The organism is Neobacillus sp. B4I6, from assembly GCF_050434045.1.
Taxonomy (GTDB): Bacteria; Bacillota; Bacilli; order Bacillales; family Cytobacillaceae; genus Neobacillus.
The window spans coordinates 4610403-4634743 of sequence record NZ_JBNPWB010000002.1 but is presented as its reverse complement, the minus strand read 5'-3'; the positions used below and the strand labels follow the sequence as shown (position 1 = coordinate 4634743).

Below are 24341 nucleotides of genomic sequence, written 5' to 3'. Positions count from 1 at the left end.
CAGAATGATGAATCAGAGGCCAAAGTTGCTAATTACTGGGGCAAGTGGTTTTACCGGAGAACATGCATGTAAACATTTTTCCGGATTAGGATATGACATAACAGCTGTTACTAGAAACCGACCTTTTGATGGATGTAAAGGGATAAAAACAGAATACTGTGAACTAACAAATAAGAATGATGTGAATCATTTAATAAAAAAAGTAAAACCTGATTTCTTATTACATTTAGCAGGACTCAACCATGTTGGTGATTCTTGGAATGACCCGATTACAACATTAGAAACCAACTTGTTATCATCACTATATATCATTGATGTTACCCGGCAACTAAATCCAACTTGTAAAATTGTCATAGTCGGTTCTTCTCTCCAAACTAGCCCCAACGAAATATCAAATCTCACACATCCCTATAGCCTTAGTAAGACACTTCAGGTACTAATTTCACAAGCTTGGGTACAATTGTACAAAATGAACATCGTAATTGCAAAACCATCTAATATAATAGGACCAGGTAGTTCTAATGGTGTTAATTCCATATTTGCCAATAAAATTGCTCAAATGGAAAAGAACATGTTAGACAAAGTGTTGGTAGTAAACAATTTAAATTCTAAACGTGATTTCATAGATGTTCGCGATGTTATAAGCGCTTATGAAGTGCTCTTTAATAAAGGGATTGCAGGGGAAGTTTATGAAATATGCTCAGGAAAAAGCCATTCAATTAGGGAATTGATTCAAATATATAAAAACTTAACAGATATAGACTTTGAGGTTAGAGCGCTAACCGATGGTGTTGATGATCTGGTTGTTGAAGAAAAACCTTTAAAACTAATCCAATTAGGCTGGAATCCAATATTTTCTATTAATTCTTCCTTAATTGATACTCTTAATTATTTTCGACAAAAAATTTAAAAAAAGGAAAAACTAATCAAACGTATGATTAAATCAGGTTGAAGCCGTGGTATTAAATAGAGTATTCATATTCTGTTTTATAAATCCCTGCATGAAATTTTTCATGCAGGGATTTATAAAACTCTAAAGGACAATTATGGTCCCATAATCGTCCATAATAAAGCATTTATTATTTAATTGCCTTGCTAACCTTTAACTTCTTTCCTTTAATCGTTGCATTCTCCATCGCCTGTAAGACGAGTGAGCCTTTTCCATTAAGAATATCAACATAGGTCATTTGATCCTGAATAGTGATAATGCCAATATCATCGGCAGTAACTCCTGGAATTTTTGCGATTGTTCCAACGAAATCAACCGCGCGCATCTTCTTCTTTTTTCCACCGTTGAAATGGAGTTTCGTGATGCCTTGGTTAATCCGAGCCGTTTTATTATTTCTCACGACACGTCTGCCGCTGATTTTTTCCTCGAAAGCCTCTTTTGCTCTAGCCACTTCAGCCGGTTTTGGAGCCTCCATTTTAGGGATCTCAAAGCCAATATATCTTTCAATCGCTCGGACAAATTTTCCTTCATACGGTGTGGCGAGAGTAATCGCTTTTCCTTCATTACCCGCACGGCCCGTTCTTCCTGTTCGGTGGACATAGCTTTCTTTTTCCATAGGGACGTCATAATTGATGACCAGGGTTACATTATCAATATCAATTCCTCGTGCGGCAACATCCGTTGCGATGAGGTAGCGAAAATTCCCCATTTTGAAGCCATCCATAACCGCAAATCGATCTTGCTGTTCCAATCCACCATGGAGTCGTTCACAAGAATAATTGGAGCTTTCCAATTCCGAATATACGGTATCCACATGTTCTTTTGTTCGGCAAAAAATAAGACAGCTGTCTGGATTTTCAACGACAGTCACATCTTTTAGAAGCGATAGCTTGTCTTCTTCTTTTCCTTCAATTAACAGATGTTCGATCGTTTCTGTTGTGATCCCGGTAGAAGCAATTTCGACATTCACAGGATTTTTCATATATTTATGGCAGAGGTTTTCAACATCCTTTGGTAAGGTAGCCGAGAATACCATCGTGACTCTGTCTGATGGAAGCTCTTTTATGATGGCTTCCACTTCGTCGATAAAACCCATATTCAGCATCTCATCCGCTTCATCAATAATAAGATACTTTATTTCGTCTAGAACGAGGGTTTCTCTGTCAATATGGTCCATAACACGTCCCGGAGTACCTACCACGACATGCGTTTTTTGCTGCAATTCTTCTTTTTGCTTCGAAAAAGGTTCTTTTCCATAAACGGCCATCGCCTTAATCCGCTTAAATCGGCCGATGTTCGTTACATCGTCGCGAACTTGAACAGCAAGCTCTCTAGTTGGGGTAAGAATTAAGGCCTGTGGCTTTCTTTCTTCCCATTCCATCATGTCACAAATAGGTATCGCAAAGGAGGCGGTCTTGCCGCTGCCAGTTTGCGACTTTACGACCAGGTCCTGATTATTCAAAGCTAATGGAATGACTTCCGTTTGAACGTCAGTAGGAGTGTCGTATTTTAAAATGGCAAGTGCTCTTGTGATTTCTTCACTTAAATTATAATCCGTAAAACTTTTTTCGCTCATATATTAACCTCGTTTATTTGTATTATCCGGCTTATCTATAGGATTTCTCGCAAAGAAATATCGTATGCATAATCTGAATATGCTCCATTATACTTGATATACTGTAAAAAACGAACAGTGACTAGCACTGTTCGCTCTAATTTAAATTGGGAAGCGAATTTTTCTGGCCAATGAAAAGGAAAAATTTATTTTATCAAAAAAAGTGTCATGACCCAGAAGTGCTGCTGCGTCTGGTGTCAGGCACTTTTTTGATGAGAAATTTTTCGAAATGTGACATTTGTCATACCCTGTACATGACACCTGCTACTAACATGGACAAATTCCTTCGTTTATACTTTGGTTATTAACGAAACGAAGGAAGGGAATTCAAATAAAATGACCTTACAAAATACGAAAACTCTAAAAAAACAAGTTGCTCCCTTTGAACAATCAACGACAAAAGAAAGTGTATGGCAAATTATTAACACGGTTCTACCATTTATTGGCTTGTGGTACCTTGCCTATTTAAGTCTATCCGTTTCCTATTGGTTAGCATTAGTTCCAATTGTGGTAGCGGCAGGATTTTTAACGAGAATTTTCATCATCTTTCATGATTGTACCCATCATTCCTTCTTCAAAAGCCGCCGGGCCAACCGAATCGTTGGAACTGCGATGGGTGTGTTAACGGTTTTCCCGTTTGATCAATGGGGACATGAGCATTCTGTCCATCATGCGACAAGTGGTAACTTGGATAAACGCGGAACAGGTGATATTTGGACACTTACAGTAGATGAATATTTAGCTGCACCACTTAGACTGCGTCTAGCCTACCGTTTTTACCGTAATCCATTGGTCATGCTTGGATTAGGTCCGATTTATGTGTTCCTTCTTAAAAATCGATTTAACCGTAAAGGTGCAAAACAGAAGGAACGTAACAACACTTATTTAACGAATGTTCTAATCGTTGCTTTGATTGCCTTGCTTTGTTGGGCAATCGGATGGCAGGCGTTTCTACTAGTACAAGGTTCAATTTTTATGATTTCCGGAGCTGCTGGTATTTGGTTGTTTTACGTACAGCACACTTTTGAAGATTCTTATTTTGAAGAGGACAAAGAGTGGGAATATGTAAAAGCGGCAGTAGAGGGTAGTTCTTTCTATAAGCTTCCAAAAGTTTTGCAATGGCTCACTGGGAATATTGGTTTCCACCATGTTCATCATTTAAGCCCACGGGTGCCTAACTATAAATTGGAGAAAGCACATAATAATACGCCTCCGTTACAAAACGTACCAACCATTTCTCTTGCTACAAGCTTAAAGTCAATACGTTTCCGTTTGTGGGATGAGGAAAGAAAGAACTTTGTGAGCTTTAGAGAAGTCAAAGCTTTAGCTAAAAAGAGGTTTTCCGTACAAGTTAAACCTGAAATCTAACTAGATCAATAAAGGCTTGCTCCCCTTAATTTAAGGGGAGTTGTTACTTACATAACAGCTGACAGATAAGGAGGGAACTTATATGATTCGAATTGTTATTGCTGAGGATCAGGAAATGCTGCTAGGGGCAATTGGTTCTCTCCTCAATTTGGAAGAGGATATGGAAGTAGTCGGGCAGGCGAGCAATGGGGAAGAGGCCCTTGCACTAGTGTACCGAATGCACCCAGATGTTTGTATCATGGATATAGAGATGCCCGAAATGAGCGGTCTTGAGGCAGCTGAGGCTTTAAGGTCATTTGGTTGTAAGGTTATTATCTTAACAACCTTTGCCAGGAGTGGCTATTTTGGGAGGGCCTTACAAGCAGATGTAAGCGGGTATTTATTGAAGGATAGCCCGAGTGAGGAATTAGCAGGATCGATTCGCAGCATCATCAATGGACAGCGAATATACTGCCCCGAACTAATCGATGAAGACTCAAACCAAAACGAACAGAACATCGAAGAATTCCAACCGCTAGCCGAGAGAAAGACAAAAATTAGCACAGTTAGAAATTACCTGACAACCATCTTAGATAGAATAAAATTACCAACAGGTTAATAAAAAATGAGGTGTCAGGCACCATGTGAAATCTTCACATGGTGCCTGACACCATTTTTTTGTTTTAAATTTCAATAATAATAGGAAGGATCATTGGCTTTCTCTTTGTTTGGGTGAATACATATTGTCCGACTGATTTTTTTATGTTCTGTTTGATTACATTCCATTGCCGGATATTCTCGCTTTGCAGGTCATTAATGGTTTTCTTAGCAAGGCGGTTAATCTCTTTTAGAAGTTCATCCGAATTTCTTGCGTACACGAAACCACGTGTAATGGTGTCAGGTCCGGATATAATCCTTCGGTCACCTTTACTAATGGTTATCACAATTACGAGCATGCCATCCTCAGAAAGCTGTTTACGGTCTCGTAATACAATGTCCCCGACATCGCCAACGCCCATCCCGTCCACATAGGTATCTCCGGCTGGAATCGACCGAGTCTGACGGGCCACCTGGTTTTCAACATCGACGACATCACCATTTTTGATAATGAAGGTATTTCCCTTCTCTACTCCAACGGACTCAGCTAACAAACGGTGGTGGTGCAGCATTCGATATTCACCGTGAATCGGAATGAAATAGGTCGGCTTCATTAAGGTAAGCATCAGTTTTAAATCTTCCTGATAGCCATGACCAGAAACATGCATACCGGTTGAACTTCCGGATCCATATATAACTTTGGCTCCCAGTTGAAATAAATTGTCTATGATCCGAGAAACGTCCTTTTCATTTCCTGGTATTGGAGATGCGGCTAAGATAACCGTGTCTCCGGGATAAACGGAGACATCACGAAAGTTTCCGCTCGCTAGACGAGAAAGGGCAGCCATTGGCTCTCCTTGACTCCCCGTACAAAGGATAACCACCTTTTCAGGAGAAAGTCGATCGACTTCACGTGGTTCGATGATCATCCCATCGGGAATAGTTAAATAACCACGTTCAATCGCAACAGAGACCACATTTACCATACTCCTGCCAAGAAGAGCGATCTTTCGATTGGCCTTTATCGCCGCGGCAACCACCTGTTGAACCCGATTAACATTCGATGCAAAAGTGGAGATAAAGATTTTCCCGTCAGCTTTCATGAAGGCTTCATCCAAATTGCCACCAATCATTTGCTCGGACGGTGTTAGCCCCTTACGCTCAGCGTTCGTACTTTCAGATATTAAAACTAACACACCTTGCTGACCGATATTGGCCATTTTATGAATATCTGAATGTTGATTATTCACAGGCGTTAAGTCAAACTTGAAATCCCCGGTATGAACGACATTACCCTCAGGTGTATGAAAGACAATACCGAGACAATCAGGAACACTATGACTTACTCTGAAAAAAGATACAGTGGTTTCTCCAAACTCAAGTTTTGAATTAGAGTCAATTGTCATGAGTTTGGTGTTTCCATGGAGACGATGCTCGTCAATTTTTAATTCAATTAAACCAAGTGTAAAATGGGTAGCGTAGATAGGGATATTTAATTTTCTTAAGATATAAGGAATACCGCCAATATGATCTTCGTGCCCATGGGTCACAATTAGAGCACGGATTTTCTCCTGATTTTCTTCTAAGTAAGTAATATCGGGGATAATCAAATCAATTCCTAATAAACTTTCATCTGGAAACTTACCGCCGCAGTCAATGATAAAAATATCATCTGCGTACTGAACCACATACATATTTTTACCGATTTCATTTATGCCGCCTAAGGCGAAAATAGATAATTTATTATCATTAGTTCGCAAGTTAATATCCTCCTTATTCCAAGTAAATAAGAATAGTATGCCCCTTTGGATTTACTTTATCGAATAAGGGAGGTAAAACTTTTGTCGTTCACAAAAAAAACTGCTAAATACCCGGTTTTTTACGGAGTTTGGCAGCTATTTTTATCGGTATTCAGATTAATACTTTAACATTGCTTGCTGGTAGAACACCTTGTAGTGTTCTTTGCTCTTCGGTGGTTAACGGGAGCAATGGCAGGCGAAGACCTCCAACGTTCACTCCATTCATATTCAATGCGGCTTTTACCGGTGCTGGGTTTGGTGCCGCAAATAATGCTTTCATAATCGGGAGAAGACGGCGATGGGCACTAGCTGCATCTTGGACATTCCCATTTTTAAAATGATTAATCATTTCTTGTATTTCATTACCAATGACATGGGAAGCAACGGAAACCACTCCAGCTCCACCAATGGATAAAACCGGCAATGCTAAGCCATCATCACCACTATAAAGGGTAAAATCACTTGGTGCTTGGCTAATAATTTCAGCCATAGCATCTAAGTTACCGCTTGCTTCTTTTAAGGCGACAATATTCTGAATCTGTGAAAGTCGAACAATGGTCTCTACCGACAGGTTGACCACACTTCGGCCGGGGATATTATAAAGCATAATCGGTAATGGTGTAGATTCAGCAATCGTTTTGAAGTGCTGATACATGCCTTCTTGGGATGGTTTGTTGTAATAAGGAGCAACAAGCATAATCCCATCGACTCCTGTTTCTTCAGCCAGCTTTGTTAAGCTGATGGAAGCTCTCGTGTTATTTGAGCCAGTTCCAGCGATAACCGGAACTCTTCCATTGACAGCGTCGACAACCAATTTAAATAATGCCACTTTTTCTTCCGTTGTTAATGTAGGAGATTCTCCGGTTGTACCAGCAACTACGATTCCATCGGTACCATTTTCGATTAAATAATCTACAAGTATTCTTGTTGCGTTAAAATCTACTTCACCATTTTGATCAAATGGCGTAACCATTGCGGTTAAAACTTGGCCAAAATTCATCATTTCTCACCCTTTAATTAAAATTTTTATAAAATTTAGAGGTGGGTAAAGGCCATTCATAATTTAACGCAAAAAAGCAACAACGAGGGTTCGCTGTTGCAGTAGAAACATAAGAAAAATAAGTTCCCGTGCGTAAGATAGCCCTCCATATAGTTTCCTATATGACAGTTCTGTATTTTTTCAATAGCAGAACCAGCTTCAAGACCAATGAGATTCATTGAAGCTTCGGCAAATTCCCCTTTTCACAATCATCATTGGACCTCATTATCCTCATATTGTGTACTAATGGTCTTTGCGCCTCTATCCTCACTTCAAAAAACATGAAGTAAGAAAATATTTAATTGATAGTAAATATATCAGAATATTCCTTTTGGTTCAAGGGCAATTGGAACTTTATTTGAAATTCACACTATATTTCTGCCGTTTCTAAACTCAGTTTATCCTTTTCAACTTCTAAGGCAGATACAATATAAGCAAACCCGTTCATAACAAAGTAAATAACATTAGATTGGACCCGTTCCTTTTCTCCCAAATAAGTATTTATGATAATACTGAAGGAAAAAAAGACAACAAATGATAATGCAATTTTATTAAAAATTATCATATCTACCGACCCCTTTAATTAGGATTCTTATGTTTATCATATTGGCTATAAACCGGTTTTATGCGTGCCTTCGATCGGCCGGTTACCTGAAATCAATTAGGGTCGGGGGTTGGTCCAGTCATAATCGTCCTTCCTGAACGTTCTTTCTTGCCGTGCAGAAAATAGTAAAGAATTGAGGTTGCCAGAGCGACAATACCTAAGATTACATACAGGCTGCTAAAGCCGGTTAATGGAATAATGAATCCAAGGATATATGGACCGAATCCAAGTCCTGCATCAAGAAAGATAAAGAAGGTCGATGTCGCCAAACCCATCCGATGCGGAGGAGTTACTTTAACGGCCACTGCCTGGGTGCTTGACTGCATGTTACCGAAACCAAGGCCAATTAGAACACCTGCTACCAATAAAGTGATGCTAATACTTGCTGAACTTAATATAAATAAGCCGGCTGCTAAGAGGACAAAGCCCGGATACATTATATAGTTTGCACCCTTCAGGTCCATTAAGCGGCCTGTGATCGGGCGTGATAACAATACTGCGATGGAATAGACTAGGAAAAAGAAACTAGCCGTACTAACTAGGTCGATTTCGATTGCATAGAAGTTAATAAAAGAAAGAACGCTGGAATAACAAAAAGCTACTACCAGTGTAATGACAGCGATGGGCAGTGCCTTTGGCTCAATATAGTTGGAAAGCTTAAATCCTTTTACTTCAGATGTTTTCACCGATACAGTTAATGCAGGCACATCAACAAAGAATGCAGTGATCAAACTAATTACCCCTAAAGCAAGGGAGAAGATAAAAATCATTTGGAAATCTGTATGTTGGGTCATATAGAGTCCGATGAATGGCCCGATAGCGGTAGCGAGTGTTGCACTCATGCTGAAGTAGCCAATCCCTTCCGCTTTTCGAGTAGCCGGGATAATCTGGGCCACAATCGTACCTGTAGCAGTCCCGACCATTCCCCCTGCAATCCCGTGGAGTAAGCGGGTAATAAGCAGGAAGGTAATCCCGAAGTTCACAAAATACAAAAGAAGCGTCAAAATAAATAAAATGACACCAATGAATAACGTTTTCTTTCGGCCAATTGACTCAATAAACCGGCCAATCAACAACCGGCCAATTAAAGACCCGACAATAAATATTCCTGTTACAAGCCCTGCTTGACTTGTAGTAGCACCAAATTCATCGACGGCATAAACACCGATGATTACGATTAATAAATAAAAGACTAAAGTTACGAAAAAATTGACCGCAGAAACAATAGTGAAATCCTTTGTCCACAGTTTAGCTCTAGGTTGAGTCACTTTTTAAAACCCCTTATTTAATAATATTTTTACGAATTTCCCTCATAATGCGGATGGCCTCGAGCTGTTCATGCTCTGAGATGCCTTTTAAAATGTCCGTTTCATACTGATCAATCGTCACACGGACTTCCGTATATACTTTTCTCCCAAGCTCTGTCAGCTGTGTTCTTTTTTCACGTTTATCATTGCTCGGAACCTGCTCGACATAGCCCAATTCTTCCAAGCGGTTCATGGTCCGGGTGACAGTGGGCTTCTCTACATATAAATAATGAGAGAGTTCCACTAGCGTTGCCGGGCCATTATTGAATAAGTAGTAAAAAATCGACCATTGCGCTCTGTGGAGATTATGCTCGGCGAGATGGATATTAAGTTTATTCTCAAACGGACGGTACAACATCAGGAATTGGTGAAAAAACTTTTGAGAAGTATTTATTTGAAACACCCCTTGTTAAATGGTTAGTTAGAGTAATGATTACCTTGGGTAACTATTATAGTATAACAGAAATGATAATAAAATGTCTAATGTCAGAGGTGGGATGATACTAATTAAACGTTTGATTGGAACGAGATGAGGCCTTGGTGTATATAGATTTTTAAGGTAAAGTATTTTTCTTGATAAACTAATCAAACGATTGATTAAAAGGGCCTGGGTCCTTGGTGTATAAGGTTTTTATGAGGTGGGTAATTTTTTATGAAAAAAAACTAATCAAACGTTTGATTAAAAAGAGCAGAAAATTTACCTGAAAAAATTAATCAAACGTTTGATTAAATGTGGATGAAGCCTTGGTATAGCTCAATTTTTTCCTATTAGTTATTTCGATACAAATACAAACCAAATCCTAAGGTATCTCTGCCCCATGTCAAATAGGTCCGGCGCCATGTACGAATTCGCTGCAGCATCGCTTCACAATCGGGATCATCTGGATTTTCAAGACAATAATTCTCGACCGACATCGAATAAAGCCATTCGTAATCATCCCAGTCATCATCATTAGCAACATAAGACCAAAGTGGGATTAAACCTAATTCTTCACCAGCCTTCACAGTATCTGCATGGCTTTTACATTCCGACTCGTCTGCACCGCCAAGCGCCTCTAAATACTCAGGACTGGGAGTCTGCTTCCAATAGCCTTCACCTATTAAAATATGGCCATTTTTCTTTACAAGACGTTTTAGTGTTTTAAGTGTGGGATCCATTCCGCCCAAGGCGTGGGTAGATCCGATACAAATCCCAAAATCATACCCGTCTGGCTCACATCTCTCGACCGCCGTGCTGGCATCTTCCACGATAAACTCAATTCTGCCATCAGGAATTCTATTACTAGCAATCCGCTTTGCTTCCTCAATGGACCCGTTATACAATTCTATTGCAGTGGCGGTTACCTGGTAGTTTTCCACCAACCGAATTAACAATTCGCATTTCCCAGCCCCAATATCAATCACCTTATCTGATGCTTTAGGCGATACAATTCTGAGCATCTTCATGATCTTTGCTTCGCTAATTGGATTACTAAATGCATGGTTACGATGAGCAATTGCTGAAAATTTGTTTCTATCCATAGATAATGTCTCCTTTTCTACTACAAGTGGATGTGGATTATACCTAACGCTATTCTATTTCATTTATTATCTTTATCCCTTGAATGTCAACATATTAATGTAATCTTCATGTTATAGAAGACATCGAACCCTTTGAAGTTTATTTTCAACTATAATAAACCAAGCATTCGATTAGGAGGTAATTGTGCCCTTGTGTGCGGGAAATTAGAAATAACGGTAACGATTATTTGCATTACCTTTCACGATCTTATTTAATATAAGCGAGTCATAAAAATTTAAATAAGATGAGGTAATTCATTTGAAAGCACTTATGTTCAAAACATTTGGCGGCCCAGAAGTCCTCGAATATGGTGATATAGAGGAACCTGTGATTGGTTCGGACGAAATACTGCTAAGCATGAAAGCAATTGGTCTGAATTTTGCTGATATATATAGAAGAAAAGGAAACTATCATCTAGCCGGAGAGCCACCCTATATCTTAGGGTATGAAGGGGCTGGAATCGTAGCAAAGACGGGATCAGATGTCCAAGGTATCAGCATTGGCGACCGGATGGCATTTGCCGATGTACCATATGCAAATGCCGAGCTAGTAGCCGTTCCCGTTGAAAAAGCTATACCAGTGCCTGACACCATTTCATTTGCAGAAGCGGCGTCCGTATTGCTTCAAGGATTAACGGCTCATTATTTAACGAAGGATAGCTATGCGGTGAAAAAGAATGATACCGTGCTGGTACATGCTGCAGCAGGTGGTGTGGGGCAGCTTCTTGTTCAAATTGTAAAATTACTTGGAGGCACGGCAATTGGCTTAACTTCTTCCATTGAAAAAAGAGCTGCAGCAGTAGAAGCGGGTGCGGATCAAGTCTTTTTATACAAGGATGACTGGAAGGAACAAGTACTCGAGGAGACGAATGGCAAAGGCGTAGACGTGGTCTACGAATCAGTAGGTTCTACTCTTCAAGATAGCTTTGAGGTTACTCGCACCGGTGGAACGGTCGTATTTTACGGAATGGCAGGGGGCGACCCAGCATTGGTTGACCCAAGGATACTTATGGATACATCAAAAACTCTGACAGGCGGAGACTTATGGAATGTGCTGACGTCCCGAGAAGAACGAATAGCTCGTTCAAATGAGCTGTTTCGGTGGATGGAGGAAGGAAAATTAATAGTTTCCGAACCAACAGTCTTCCCGTTGCACGATGGCCAAGAAGCACACCGTTATCTAGAAAGCCGTAAGAGCATGGGGAAAATTTTATTAATTCCTTAAAGAAAAAAAGAGGGTCAGGTATCAGTATTATGCTACTAACCATTGGAAAAGGCGAATATAAAATAAAAAAACTATAAAGGCGGTGTGTTTCTCAGATGAATCACACTGCTTTTTGTGCGTTATATAGGAAGATTATGTTAAAATTTTAAGTTTTAAGATTCCTTTTCGGTATTTCAAAGATGTAAGAATCTAAGCCTTTCATGATTGAGGGATATCCTGCTTTATTGTTTTTTCTTTTTTCCAATCAACAGTATTGTATGACTTGTGTGTGTCACATTTGGGCCTCCACTCATATACTAAGTTTGAAAAAGATTAGTTGTATGACATAGGTGCACTTTCAAAATATTGTTAAAAGGGGTAGAAAAAATGACTCACAAATGGATATTAGCGATTGATGCCGGCGCATACGAGGTGAAAGGAAGAACAAGGGACGATGTGTTTAAGTTTAGGTCAACAATTGGACCTTACCGCCATCTTCATTTGGTGAATGCAGATAGCAGCCAAATGGAAGCCGGCGACTACATCGTCGAGTACGGGGACGAGAAGCTGTTTGTGGGGAATATCGCCTGGCGGGAATGTCATGCAATAAGAGAGCCGAGAGATATTTCGAAGGCGCACGAAGAAACAAAGATCAGGGTACTGGTGGCAGTTCATCAGTATGGTAAAACGGAAGGGAACTGTGTAGTGATTGGGCAGCCGATCCGTGGAATGGTGAATAGAGACAGGGAAAGTATGGAGAAGATGCTGAAAGGGGAACACACGATCACGGTGAACAATGTTAGGAAGACGTTTTACATCGAGGAAGTAAAAGTCGCTCCTGAAGGGTCTGGGGCATACTTCAGCATGGAAGACAGGCCGGAGGACATTGCGAACATCATCGACGCTGGAAGTGGTACCTTCAACTATTTAAGAGTGGAAGATGGCTACTTTATTGACAGGAAAAGTGGGACCCTTGCTTTCGGTGCTGAAACAGACATGGAAATGACAGAAAAACAAATGGCAGTAGCCATCCTGGCGGAACTTCGGGGCAAGTGGAACTTATACGAACCGACCTATCTTTGCGGAGGAATTGCTGAATATCTTTTGCCACATATTAAAGAGCATTTTAGTAATATCAAGCTAATCAGACCGGTCCTCTACCGGACAAACGGACACAAAGCATACAGTCCGCAATATGCCAATGCTTTCGGATTTTATTCTATGGGGAAAGCGGTCTTTGTTGATGAATGAACTGAATCGAAAGATCAAGTCCGTCCCTTTCAACCTCGATGACCCTTATGAAAGAGAGCTTCTAGAACATTGTAACCAGTACATTCACTTTGCGACATATATCAAACGCCTGATCCAACGAGATATGGAACAGGGTGTCGGAGTCATTCGTAAAGAATATGAAAAGGTAGAAATGAAACTAGAAAAATCTATCGACAAGTTGAAGTTGAAAAGCTTCGGTCTCTAACTCCTATATGGGGTCTTTTTTTTGGATTCTATACTTAGGGGTTCCGTACCTTTTACCTTTTCTACATTTTCCTCAAAGTAATTTGAATCCATTTTATGGTGTCAGGCACCAGAGTGAATTACTATTTTTTAAGGTGTCAGGCACCACAATGGATTATCAATTAAAGAAAAAAAGTTTTTCTTGCAAAAACGCTTTCATTGGGATTATAATATGAATAAATCGATTTACTAAACCGATTTACTAAAACGATTTATCAGAATTACTTTTTAAAAAGGGGTCTTCGTTATGGAAAATGTAATTGTCCCGTTAAATGCTTATGATAGATTTGAAGTGTTGAAGAAGGGGCAAACTTCATTCATTAGGCACATTGCCGAGTCCGGTGCTTTTGGAATTGAAATTCGCCGTGAATTATTGTCGGACCAAGATCTACCTCTAGATAGCATTAGAAAAGAAATAGAACAATATCAACTTTTTACCGTGTACTCGGCTCCGATTGAATTATGGAAAAAAGATTACGGTTTAAATGAAAAGGAATTAAACGAGATCTTTCACGAAGGAATAGCACTTGGAGCTAAATGGATAAAAGTATCACTAGGGCATTTTCATAAAGGTCAATCAAATGTCATCGAGCTGAATACCTTTTTGAACCAGCACCAAGGAATTCAATTGCTAGTTGAAAATGACCAGACGCTTCATGGTGGGAATATCAACCAATTATCGTCCTTTTTTGAAAGCGCCTCCGAGCAGGACACACCAGTAAAAATGACATTTGACGCAGGGAACTGGTACTATTCCGGTCAGGATGTGGACGATGCATTAAGCAAGCTTTCACCATATGTCCATTATCTGCATTTGAAACAGGTAGAAGATGTTCATGGCGAGTTCATCACTGTGCCTCTTCAAAAAGATGGGAGTCACAGCTGGGAGAAGGTTATGAATAGTTTACCATCTGAAATCGCAAAGGCGCTTGAGTTTCCTATCGAACCAAAGGAGAAAACAAAAGAGTTTATTCAGATGATAACAGAAAGTGAGGCTTTATCATGCAACAGTTAGATGTGATTACATTTGGAGAAGCGATGGCAATGTTTATGGCTAATCATCCGGGTTCCTTACACGAAGTTGGCCAATTTACCCGTGAGCTTGCCGGTGCAGAAACCAATGTGGCAATTGGGCTTGCCAGGCTTGGTCTCCGCTCTGGTTGGGCAAGCAAAGTCGGAAATGATGCGTTTGGAAGATTTATAATCGAAAGGCTCAAAAATGAAAACGTTGACATTGACCATGTGTTGATCGACAAAAATTATCCGACTGGATTTCAATTGAAGTCAATGGTATTAGAAGGCGACCCAGAGGTTCAATATTTTCGCAAGGGTTCGGCAGCGAGCCATCTAAATAGTAAGGATTTAAATGAAGATTATTTTCAAAATGCAAGGCACTTGCATATGACAGGAATTCCATTAGCCCTCTCGGAAAGCGCCAGAGCCTTTGCAAGACTTACTCTATCGTTTATGAAAAAGAATGGCAAAAAGGTTTCCTTTGACCCGAATTTAAGGCCAACTCTTTGGGCATCACAAGAAGAAATGGTGAAGGAAATTAATGAAGCCGCGTTCCTAGCTGATTACGTGTTACCGGGAATCGCTGAGGGTGAAATCTTAACCGGCTTTAAGGAACCTCGTGAAATCGCTTCCTTTTACTTGGAAAAAGGTGTCGAGCTTGTTGTCATAAAGCTTGGTGCAGAGGGAGCATTTTATAAAACAGCAACTGAAGAAGGAACCGTTCGTGGTTTTCATGTCGAAACGGTTGTTGATACCGTTGGTGCGGGAGATGGCTTTGCGGTTGGGGTGATCAGTGGATTACTCGAAGGTCTCCACGTTCATGATGCGGTTTCAAGGGGAAATGCAATTGGTTCGTTAGCAGTTCAATCACCCGGTGATAACGATGGCTATCCAACCAAAGAAGAGTTAGCAAAATATATAGAAAAAAACTTACAGGGAGTGAAATAACATGAAACAAACGATTGCAAAACAACGATGGTTACGTCTGATTCCAATTGCTTTTATCACTTACAGTCTTGCTTACCTTGACCGTGCTAACTATGGATTCGGTGCAGCTTCAGGATTGGCTGAGGACCTTCACATTACAGCGGGTACTTCTTCCTTACTTGGGTCGCTATTCTTCTTAGGTTATTTCTTTTTCCAAGTGCCTGGAGCTGCTTTTGCCGAGAAAAAGAGTGCAAAAGTCCTTATTTTCTGGTCATTAATTGCTTGGGGGTTATTAGCTTCTTTCACAGGGATGATCACCAATATTAAATTATTATTTGTGATACGCTTTGCCCTCGGGGTAGTGGAAAGTGCGGTAATGCCGTCCATGCTTGTACTTTTAAGTAACTGGTTTACGAAAGCAGAGCGTTCTCGTGCGAATACGTTCTTAATCTTAGGAAATCCAGCAACCGTATTATGGATGTCAATTGTTTCTGGTTATTTAGTTAACTCTGTGGGCTGGAGATGGATGTTTATTGCCGAAGGTCTTCCTGCCGTTATTTGGGCATTTATTTGGTGGAAAGTTGTAAATGACAAACCAAGAGATGCAAAATGGTTAACAGAACAAGAAAAGAATGATTTTGAACAACAATTAGCAAAAGAACAAGAAGGTATTAAGCCGGTTAAAAATTACGGTGAAGCTTTTAAATCGAAACCAGTTATTCTGTTAAGCGCTCAATATTTCCTTTGGAGCATTGGTGTATATGGGTTTGTCATGTGGCTTCCTTCTATTATTAAAGCAGCACCAAATATGGATATTGTAAAAACAGGCTGGTTGTCATCTGTACCTTATATTTTAGCCATTATTCTTATGTTAGTAGCTTCTTATTTCTCTGATAAAACATTGAACCGAAACGCCTTTGTTTGGCCATTCCTATTAATTGGTGCAGTCGCATTTTATGCCTCTTATGCTATTGGAACGGACCATTTCTGGATTTCATTTGTCTTATTAGTTATTGCCGGTGGTGCCATGTATGCTCCATATGGTCCATTCTTTGCGATCATTCCTGAAATCCTCCCTCGTAACGTGGCTGGCGGCGCGATGGCCCTTATTAACAGCATGGGTGCATTAGGATCGTTTGTTGGCTCTTATATCGTAGGGTATTTGAATGATTCGACTGGTGGATTCGGTGCTTCTTACATCTTCATGGCAGGATCTTTATTCCTTTCCGCTATTTTAACCATTTTGGCGGTAAAAGCGGCAAAAAAGGAAAGAAACAAACCATCTGATGTAAATATGAGTGCATAAAAAACTGTCAACAGCTTTGGGATTTTTCCAAGGCTGTTACCAATTGTATATAACATAAAAGAGATAAAAGGAGTTTTTAAAATGGGAGTAGAAGAAATTAAAAAACGGGCGGTTGTTGCGGTCATTCGTGGGGCTAATATGGAAACCATCATTCCTATGGCTCATGCCCTAAAAGAAGGCGGAGTTACTGCTCTGGAAATTACAATGGAAACCCCAAAAGCATTAGCGATTATTGAAAAAGCTGCCGATGTGTTTGGTGATGAGGTTTTTGTAGGGGCCGGAACGGTTTTGGACGCTGAGACTGCCCGTGCAGCCATTTTGTCAGGAGCAAAGTTTGTTTTTTCACCAACTGTTCGCAAGGAAACGATCGAGATGACGAAAAGGTATGGAGTCATTAGTGTCCCTGGTGCATTTACCGCAACCGAAATTCTAACTGCCTATGAGTATGGTGCCGATGTGATTAAGGTATTCCCAGCAGGAAGTGTGGGACCTGGTTATTTTAAAAATCTAGCGGGTCCACTGCCGCATATTCCGTTAATGCCGACTGGCGGTATTGACATGGAAAATGCCAAGGATTATATCCGTGCTGGAGCGGTTGCTGTTGGTGTCGGAAGCTCGTTGGTTAATCCGAAAAAAGCATTAACGGATGATTATTTAAGTTTGATAACCGAGAATGCAAGGAAGTTAATGGAAGAAGTCCAGTTAGCTCGGTAAGCATAAGGGGAGGATGACCATAGTGGCGAGTACTTGGTTATAAAACAAGTGCATTGTCATTTAGGGGGTCATCCTCCTTTGTTTACATGTGGGCGACTTTGAATCGATCATTGCTGGAAAATTAGTAGATTTGCCGCTAAAATGAAGTCAGTGAACCAAGAGGAAAGAGGAAGATAGGCATGGAAAAAGTAACAATGGCCGACGTAGCAAAAGCGGCAGGCGTGTCAAAAAGTACCGTTTCTCAATACTTAAATAAACGGTTTGAATATATGGGGGGAAAAACCAAGCTTAAAATTGAAGCGGCGATTGAAGAACTTGGCTACCAGCCCAATTTTATCGCAAGAAGTCTAAAGCAAAAGCGGACCTCTATGGTTGGAATCATTGTTGCAAATATTACGCATTTTTTTTCAACTGAAATCAGCCGTGCCATTGAGGATTTTTGTCATCAACATGATTTGCATGCCATCGTCTGTAACGCAGATGATGATCCCGAAAAAGAGAAGAAATATATTGAAATGTTGAGAGCAAAGCAGGTAGATGGTCTGATCATTTTTCCTACTGGACAAAATAATGATTTATATAAAACCATGGTGCGTCAAGGCTATCCTGTAGTATTTGTAGATAGAAGAGTCGAGAATCTTGATGTGTTTTCAGTAATTACGGATAATACTCATTCCACTTCCATGGCCGTGCAAAGTTTCATTGAGAGGGGCCATCAAAATATTGCCTTTGCGGTACAGTCACTTACAGTTAGTACCCGAATAGATAGACTGGAGGGCTATAAAAGGGCATTAACGGATGCCGGTTTAAAGGTTAATTCAGATTTCATTATAGAAGCTAGTATTACGGAGATGAAAAGCAAATTAGAAAAGCTTTTTTCATTAGAGGTTAAACCAACAGCAATCTTTGCAGCAAATGATCGTGTTTTTCTCGCGGTTACAGAATTTATTAAGGAAAAGGGAATAAAGCTAGGGAAAGAGCTTGAGTTGATAGTATTTGATAATATTCCATTTGCTCATTTACTAGAGGACCCCATTTCCTTCATTAGTCAGCCGGCATCAGAAATGGGACACAAGGCTGCAGAGCTGTTATTTGAACAGATTAATAAAGAAAACACTTCTCCAGGAGTGTTTGTTTTTCCAAGCAAGTTGGTGTAGAAACGATTCATTAGTGCCTGACACCAAAACTGGTTCGGGCACACATTGTTCATTGAAAAACGCTTACAAATGAAGTATAATCAATTCATAAACCGATTTAGTAAACCGATTTATCTAACCCCATGTAAAGGAGTTTGATTATGAAAATACAACTTGCTTTGGATCGGATGGAAATAGCTGAAGCCATCGAGTTAACAAGGAAAGTAGAGGATTCCATTGATTGGATTGAGGTGGGTACTTCTCTAATCAAAGAATTCGGTGTGGCTAGCATAAAAGAGATGAAACAAGCATTTCCAAATAAACAAATAGTAGCTGATATAAAAACGATTGATAATGCCCGTTATGAATTTGAACTGTGTTTTGATGCTGGGGCTGATATTGCTACCGTCATGGGAGTTTCTCCCCTTGTAACAATTGATACCTGCATGGAAGTAGCCCATCGTTATCAAAAAAAGGTCATGATTGATCTGTTAAATACGTCTGATCAACAAAAAAGAGACTTAAGGAAATATAAGGACGCCATATTTTGCGAGCACGTAAGTAAGGACCAACAAGAGGAATTAGGCAGTCAAAATCATGGAACAAAGCCAAGTGATTTTTCAGGATTTCAGGTAGCGGCAGCTGGTGGGATTACCTTAGATTCGATCGAAGACCTCGTAGGGTCTTTAAACCCAGCCGTTGTGATTATTGGCTCTGCTATTACGAAAGCGGATAATCCGTCAGCGGCAGCGGCACAATTTAAACAACTTATTTTACAAACGGAGGGAAATAGAACATGTTAGTCATTCCTACTATATTAAAAGAAGTGGAAACGGTCCTTAGTCAAGTCGAAGAGGAGCAGCTTCAAGAGTTAGCGGTTCAATTGCAAAAAGCCAAGCGGATTTTTGTCATTGGAGAAGGACGGTCCGGGTTAATGGCAAAATCATTTGCGATGCGCTTAATGCATTTGGGAGCAACGGTCTTTGTTGTAGGGGAAACGATCACTCCGTCCATTGATGAAGGTGACCTTTTAGTCGCGATTTCGGGTTCAGGGACAACGAAAAATGTGGTTTGGACGGCTGAAAAAACGCATTCACTTGGTTGTTCGGTAATAGCTGTAACTACAAATCCAGAGTCTCCATTAGCTATGGCGGCAACGCAGATTCTTCATGTACCCGCAGCGACAAAATATCGCCGCGAGAATGAGTTGAAAACGATCCAACCGCTTGGATCTTTATTCGATCAATGCGCTCATATTCTATTTGATACCTTATGCCTGCTTTTCAGCCAGCTGAACGAAGTGGATCACACCCTAGCTTTCGGCCGACATAGCAATTTAGAATAGGAAAAGTGAATGGTGCCTGACACCAATTCGAGGATTACCGAATTGGTGTCAGGCACTCTTTTTTTTGAAAGTGTTTTAAAACCAATTATAACCGCCTAGACTAGAAACCCACGTATGTATTAGAATAACAGGGATGAATGGAGGAAATGAACATATGTCTAATTTGCCAAATTGCCCAAAATGTCATTCCGAATACACGTACGAGGATGGAAGCCTTTTTGTTTGCCCGGAATGTGCTCATGAATGGAATGTAGAATCAGATACAGAAAATGAAGACCAAAATATTGTTAAAGATTCAAATGGAAATGTTTTAACCGATGGGGACTCTATTACAGTCATCAAAGACCTAAAAGTAAAAGGAAGTTCATCTGTTTTAAAAGCAGGTACAAAGGTTAAAAACATCCGTTTAGTGGATGGCGACCACAATATTGATTGTAAAATTGATGGTTTTGGCGCGATGAGTTTAAAATCTGAATTTGTTAAGAAGTTATTATAGTGTCTAAGAATGAAACGGGCTAGGTATAAAGCCTAGCTCCTAGAAATTCCCCATTTCCACATGATAGTTTTTCTCGGTAAGAACTTTATGCAGCTGTTCAATATGATCGTGATTCTTTGTCTCGACTGAAATCTCAATTTGGGCATAGCCAGGATAAATATCTTTGCCAATCCGATGGAGATTAACAGATTGAACGTTGGCGTCTAAATCGGTTATTGAACTCAATACTCGTTGAAGTTCACCAGGTTTATCTTTTAAAGTAATCGTAAAATTAGCATACCTTCCAGATTCAACTAAACCGCGTTCGATAATTCTTGAAATAAAATTCATATCTACATTTCCGCCGCTTAATACAGCAACCACTTTTTTCTCCTTAATATTCAATTTTTCATAAAGTAAGGAAGCAAGTGAGACGGCGCCCGACCCCTCAACTAAAAGCTTATTCCTCTCCAAAACCATTAGCATGGTCCTGGCAATTTCCATTTCATCGACACAAAAAACATCATCCACGTATTTTTGAACGATTTCAAAGGGCTTCAGCCCTGGTTTTTTAACCGCGATCCCATCAGCCATTGTGGGTGTGGAGTCAACCATTACAGGTTTATTTTCAAACAAGGACTGCTTCATACTTGGGCAGGCAAGTGCTTGAACACCATAAACAGATATATGAGGATTTTTTTCCTTTACTGCCATAGCGACTCCAGCAATGAGTCCACCGCCGCCAATTGGGCAAATAACCGCTTCCACATCTGGAAGCTGGTCGAGGATTTCTAACCCGACCGTACCTTGTCCTGTCATGATAGCCTCATCGTCAAAAGCATGAATAAAGGTCGCATCGAGTTGCTCTTTCAGTTTTAATGCATAGGAGAGAGCATCATCGAATGTGGCACCCTCTAAAATTACTTCAGCGCCATATTGTTTTGTGGCTAGAATTTTACTAAGTGGAGCGCCTTTAGGCATCACAATTTTGCATGGTACGCCAAGCATTTGACTTGAATATGCTACTCCTTGAGCATGGTTTCCAGCAGAAGCAGCGATTACTCCCTTTGTTAGTTCTTCCTTTGATAGTGAATTAAGCTTATTGTAAGAGCCCCTTACTTTAAAGGAGCCTGTTTTTTGAAGGTTCTCAAGCTTTAAATAGACTTCATTATGAGCGAGCTGACTAAATGTTTTGGAATAATCAAGGGGTGTCATATGGACAATTCCCTTCATTTTATCCCGTGCAATGATGATATCATCGATGTTCAAGTTTTTCATCCTCCGTCCACAAGGTTCTTCTTTTTAGGATGTACTGGAGAAAATAAACTATGTCCAATTTTCACAAAAATGCCAAAAAGCTATGGTTCAGTCGGTTACAGAAAAGGATTTATCGTGTTAATGGATTTGCGGCCTCTAGAATCAAATGCAATATGTCCCAAAAGATAATATAATAGGACTTAAGACAGAATGCATAAGGCAGGGACTTTAAATGAAGGAACAACCGCAAGCAGATCCTCCAAATTCGCAAATAAATCGAAATGGACTTACACCTGAATCCATTGAAGCTGGCCATAAGCTAAGGGAAAAATTACTCTCCGGAATTCAACATGCTGATCGAGATTTGGTAGCCGAATATCAAGGAGACGCGTCTCTGCAATTTAGAGATGATCAATTAAAGATTCTTAACAGAGTCCCAAATGATAAAGTCCGATCTTATAAAAATATTCTATTATCACACAATACCCTTTATAGCTATGCAGCTGAAAAGGGCGGATTAAGTCCCTGGCAAAGTCACTTTATATCAGAAAAATATGCAATTATGATCGAGCATGCCGAAACCTTTTCTGAACTAGGAAAAATACATTTAAATATGGTAACAGAGTATTCCGACCCTGCCATCCGAAAATCGAAAAGTGACAACTTAACCATTGTAGAGAAAGCAGAGAACTATATAGAGATGAACTTTTCGGAGGACATTTCCATGGAGGATATGGCAGAGAAATTACATGTTCATCCTTCACATTTAATGCGTACCTTTAAGAAAGAAAAAGGAATCACTATCAGTAATTATCGAAATCTGAGAAGAATAAGAGAAGCAAAAGAGCTGATCCTATTTTCAAATCTTTCGATGACTGAAATTGCATATATGGTGGGGTTCAGCAACCCTCAGTATTTTTCTAAATTTTTCAAAGAGATAGAAGGAGTAACTCCTGTAGAGTTTAAAAAGAAGAGGAAGAAACCTCAATAAATGAAGAGACGTATGTGATCTTTTTAGTGGTGCATGAGAAATCATGCGCCTATTTATTTAGCCCGTCTTATTCTAGCTGCATTATTTTATTCCCTCATTTGTTTAAAATTTCATGCAATTATACTATAAAAACATGCAATTATAGTGCAAATGTGTAATTGCGATTCGATGTATACTAATCACGTACTAGATAAAGCGTTTACAAAAAAAGAAAAAATTCAGGGGAGGGTTACACATGAAAAAGTTCGGAGTAAGAGATCAAGTTGGATATGCGCTTGGGGATGTTGGAGGAAGTTTCGTTAACTTATATATTGGTTCTTTCTTTATTGTCTTTTGTACCTATGTATTAGGTGTAAGCCCTTACTTTATGGGGACAATGTTTTTAGTCGGAAAAATATTCGATGCCCTTGTCACTGGAATTATGGGGACAATTACTGACCGTTTTAGAATAGGAAAAAGCGGAGATAAGTTCTTGCCTTGGATCAGCTTTTCTAAATGGTTACTAGCGGCATCAAGTTTAATAGCCTTTGCTAACATATCAAGTTGGGAATCTACCGCTACTCACATTTGGGTAGTAGCTGCTTACCTATTCTTCTGTGTTGCTTATACTGCTGATGCCATTCCATATGGTTCATTAGCATCTGTTATTACAAATGATCCTGTTGAACGTACAAAATTATCTCGTGCCCGTTCGATCGGTGGCATGATTGTAGGAGTTGGTTTCTTATCCTTTGTTCCAATGTTCATCTATGATAAAGCTGGAAATATCGTTCCAGAAGCATTCTTCCATATCGCTATTGTATTCAGTATTTTATCATTATTTTCTTATACAGGGCTTGTAAAATTAACAACTGAACGTATCCGTGACGAAAAGTCTGCTGGAGCTAAGCCTGATTACGATTTCAAGGATGCATTTAAAGTAGCATTTTCCAACAGACCATTAATCGGTATGATGGTTGCAACTCTCGGTTCTACCTTAATTATTTCTGGTGTTGCTACGTTAGCTGCTTATGTATTTGCTGAGTATTATAACATGCCTAGTGCTTTTGCTATCAACTCTTTCATTAGCATGGGAATTATACTTGCGTTATTCGTTGTCATTCCAAAACTCGTAGCAAAATTCAATAAACGCAACTTGATTCTTGCTTCTTCAGCATTCAGTTTAGTTGCATCCGCTTTAATGACTTTTGTTACGTTTGAAAATGTATATGTATTTGCAGCATTATACAATATCGCAACAATCGGTTCATCCGTGTTCGTTATGCTTGTTTGGGCATTGGTTACAGACTGTATCGATTATACAGAGTACAAAACTGGAAAGAAAATCGAAGGAACCCTTTACTCCCTCTATTCTTTCGCTCGTAAAGTAGGAATGGGATTAGGAGCAGCAGTGGGAAGTTACTCTTTAGGTTGGGTTGGATTTGTATCTGGTGCAAAATCACAGTCACAAGAAGTTGCAGAAGGTATATTAAAAATGTACACAGGTATGCCAGTTGTGGCATTTATTCTCATACTAATCGGTGTAGGTTTAATCTTTAACCTAAATGCAAAGAGCACAAATGAAATGTATGCAGTATTAAAAGAAAGAAGAGCGTCGTAATAAGGAGAGCTCTTTATAGTGAATCGTTATTAAATAGAAT

Annotated in this window: 24 protein-coding genes and 1 riboswitch; of the genes, 16 read left to right on the top strand and 8 right to left on the bottom strand. The window is 39.7% G+C overall.

Features of this window, described 5'->3' with window-relative positions:
- Positions 1–4: 4 nt before the first annotated feature.
- Positions 5–910 carry an NAD-dependent epimerase/dehydratase family protein gene (locus QF028_RS25155; protein ID WP_429469963.1) on the top strand — a complete coding sequence of 302 codons (906 nt, stop codon included), beginning with the start codon at positions 5–7 and terminating at the stop codon, positions 908–910.
- Between the two features lie 169 nt (positions 911–1079).
- On the opposite strand, the gene QF028_RS25150 is transcribed toward QF028_RS25155, so the two are convergent.
- Positions 1080–2525 (bottom strand): DEAD/DEAH box helicase, encoded by a 1446-nt coding sequence (locus QF028_RS25150; protein ID WP_429469961.1) that lies wholly within the window; start codon positions 2523–2525, stop codon positions 1080–1082.
- Positions 2526–2900: 375 nt separating this feature from the next.
- Here QF028_RS25150 and QF028_RS25145 point away from each other — a divergent pair, with 375 nt between their 5' ends.
- Together QF028_RS25145 and QF028_RS25140 are read left to right on the top strand one after the other, a co-directional pair.
- Positions 2901–3932, top strand: coding sequence for a fatty acid desaturase (locus QF028_RS25145; RefSeq protein ID WP_429469959.1), 1032 nt, complete (start codon positions 2901–2903; stop codon positions 3930–3932).
- Positions 3933–4014: 82 nt separating this feature from the next.
- Positions 4015–4530: a response regulator gene (locus tag QF028_RS25140; RefSeq protein ID WP_429469957.1), complete on the top strand. Its 516-nt coding sequence runs from the start codon at positions 4015–4017 to the stop codon at positions 4528–4530.
- A gap of 64 nt (positions 4531–4594) precedes the next feature.
- Here QF028_RS25140 and QF028_RS25135 read toward each other — a convergent pair whose 3' ends face one another.
- The 6 genes from QF028_RS25135 to QF028_RS25110 form a co-directional block, all read right to left on the bottom strand.
- On the bottom strand, positions 4595–6202 hold the full coding sequence (locus tag QF028_RS25135) for a ribonuclease J (RefSeq protein ID WP_374103820.1): 1608 nt from the start codon (positions 6200–6202) through the stop codon (positions 4595–4597).
- Between the two features lie 217 nt (positions 6203–6419).
- A complete protein-coding gene (gene dapA / locus QF028_RS25130) occupies positions 6420–7307 on the bottom strand; it encodes a 4-hydroxy-tetrahydrodipicolinate synthase (protein WP_429472531.1) in 888 nt (295 codons plus the stop codon).
- A 130-nt stretch (positions 7308–7437) separates the two neighbouring features.
- Positions 7438–7618: riboswitch (Lysine riboswitch) on the bottom strand.
- Positions 7619–7716: 98 nt separating this feature from the next.
- Positions 7717–7911: a hypothetical protein gene (locus tag QF028_RS25125; RefSeq protein ID WP_088085274.1), complete on the bottom strand. Its 195-nt coding sequence runs from the start codon at positions 7909–7911 to the stop codon at positions 7717–7719.
- Positions 7912–8003: 92 nt separating this feature from the next.
- Positions 8004–9218: an MFS transporter gene (locus QF028_RS25120; protein ID WP_429469955.1), complete on the bottom strand. Its 1215-nt coding sequence runs from the start codon at positions 9216–9218 to the stop codon at positions 8004–8006.
- Between the two features lie 13 nt (positions 9219–9231).
- Entirely contained in the window at positions 9232–9651 is a 420-nt protein-coding gene (locus QF028_RS25115; protein ID WP_429472529.1) for a MarR family winged helix-turn-helix transcriptional regulator, read from the bottom strand.
- 374 nt (positions 9652–10025) lie between these two features.
- Positions 10026–10778 (bottom strand): SAM-dependent methyltransferase, encoded by a 753-nt coding sequence (locus tag QF028_RS25110; RefSeq protein WP_429469953.1) that lies wholly within the window; start codon positions 10776–10778, stop codon positions 10026–10028.
- Between the two features lie 298 nt (positions 10779–11076).
- Here QF028_RS25110 and QF028_RS25105 point away from each other — a divergent pair, with 298 nt between their 5' ends.
- The 11 genes from QF028_RS25105 (at position 11077) to QF028_RS25055 (ending at position 20474) form a co-directional block, all read left to right on the top strand.
- Entirely contained in the window at positions 11077–12042 is a 966-nt protein-coding gene (locus QF028_RS25105; protein ID WP_429469951.1) for a quinone oxidoreductase family protein, read from the top strand.
- Between the two features lie 366 nt (positions 12043–12408).
- Complete coding sequence (locus QF028_RS25100) at positions 12409–13272, top strand: ParM/StbA family protein (protein WP_214997833.1); 864 nt, start codon at positions 12409–12411, stop codon at positions 13270–13272.
- Positions 13265–13498, top strand: a complete 234-nt coding sequence (locus QF028_RS25095) for a hypothetical protein (RefSeq protein WP_214997832.1) — start codon at positions 13265–13267, stop codon at positions 13496–13498. The genes QF028_RS25100 and QF028_RS25095 overlap by 8 nt, the downstream gene beginning before the upstream one ends.
- A 285-nt stretch (positions 13499–13783) precedes the next feature.
- Positions 13784–14551 (top strand): sugar phosphate isomerase/epimerase family protein, encoded by a 768-nt coding sequence (locus QF028_RS25090; protein WP_429469948.1) that lies wholly within the window; start codon positions 13784–13786, stop codon positions 14549–14551.
- Positions 14539–15498, top strand: a complete 960-nt coding sequence (locus QF028_RS25085; RefSeq protein ID WP_429469946.1) for a sugar kinase — start codon at positions 14539–14541, stop codon at positions 15496–15498. Before QF028_RS25090 ends, QF028_RS25085 begins: the two co-directional genes overlap by 13 nt.
- A gap of 1 nt (position 15499) precedes the next feature.
- Entirely contained in the window at positions 15500–16783 is a 1284-nt protein-coding gene (locus QF028_RS25080) for an MFS transporter (RefSeq protein WP_215017634.1), read from the top strand.
- Positions 16784–16864: 81 nt separating this feature from the next.
- Positions 16865–17497, top strand: a complete 633-nt coding sequence (locus QF028_RS25075; RefSeq protein WP_429469943.1) for a bifunctional 4-hydroxy-2-oxoglutarate aldolase/2-dehydro-3-deoxy-phosphogluconate aldolase — start codon at positions 16865–16867, stop codon at positions 17495–17497.
- 179 nt (positions 17498–17676) lie between these two features.
- Positions 17677–18654 (top strand): LacI family DNA-binding transcriptional regulator, encoded by a 978-nt coding sequence (locus QF028_RS25070; RefSeq protein ID WP_429469941.1) that lies wholly within the window; start codon positions 17677–17679, stop codon positions 18652–18654.
- Between the two features lie 140 nt (positions 18655–18794).
- Positions 18795–19436, top strand: coding sequence for a 3-hexulose-6-phosphate synthase (gene hxlA / locus QF028_RS25065; protein ID WP_429469939.1), 642 nt, complete (start codon positions 18795–18797; stop codon positions 19434–19436).
- Positions 19430–19978: a 6-phospho-3-hexuloisomerase gene (gene hxlB / locus QF028_RS25060; protein WP_214997825.1), complete on the top strand. Its 549-nt coding sequence runs from the start codon at positions 19430–19432 to the stop codon at positions 19976–19978. Before hxlA ends, hxlB begins: the two co-directional genes overlap by 7 nt.
- A 154-nt stretch (positions 19979–20132) precedes the next feature.
- A complete protein-coding gene (locus QF028_RS25055) occupies positions 20133–20474 on the top strand; it encodes a zinc ribbon domain-containing protein YjdM (protein ID WP_429469936.1) in 342 nt (113 codons plus the stop codon).
- 39 nt (positions 20475–20513) lie between these two features.
- Here QF028_RS25055 and ilvA read toward each other — a convergent pair whose 3' ends face one another.
- Positions 20514–21686: a threonine ammonia-lyase gene (ilvA, locus tag QF028_RS25050; protein ID WP_429472527.1), complete on the bottom strand. Its 1173-nt coding sequence runs from the start codon at positions 21684–21686 to the stop codon at positions 20514–20516.
- A gap of 256 nt (positions 21687–21942) precedes the next feature.
- Between ilvA and QF028_RS25045 the strand changes: the two genes are divergently transcribed.
- Together QF028_RS25045 and QF028_RS25040 are read left to right on the top strand one after the other, a co-directional pair.
- Positions 21943–22701 (top strand): helix-turn-helix transcriptional regulator, encoded by a 759-nt coding sequence (locus QF028_RS25045; RefSeq protein ID WP_429469934.1) that lies wholly within the window; start codon positions 21943–21945, stop codon positions 22699–22701.
- A 235-nt stretch (positions 22702–22936) separates the two neighbouring features.
- Positions 22937–24301, top strand: a complete 1365-nt coding sequence (locus QF028_RS25040) for an MFS transporter (protein ID WP_429469932.1) — start codon at positions 22937–22939, stop codon at positions 24299–24301.
- The last annotated feature ends 40 nt before the right edge of the window (positions 24302–24341 follow it).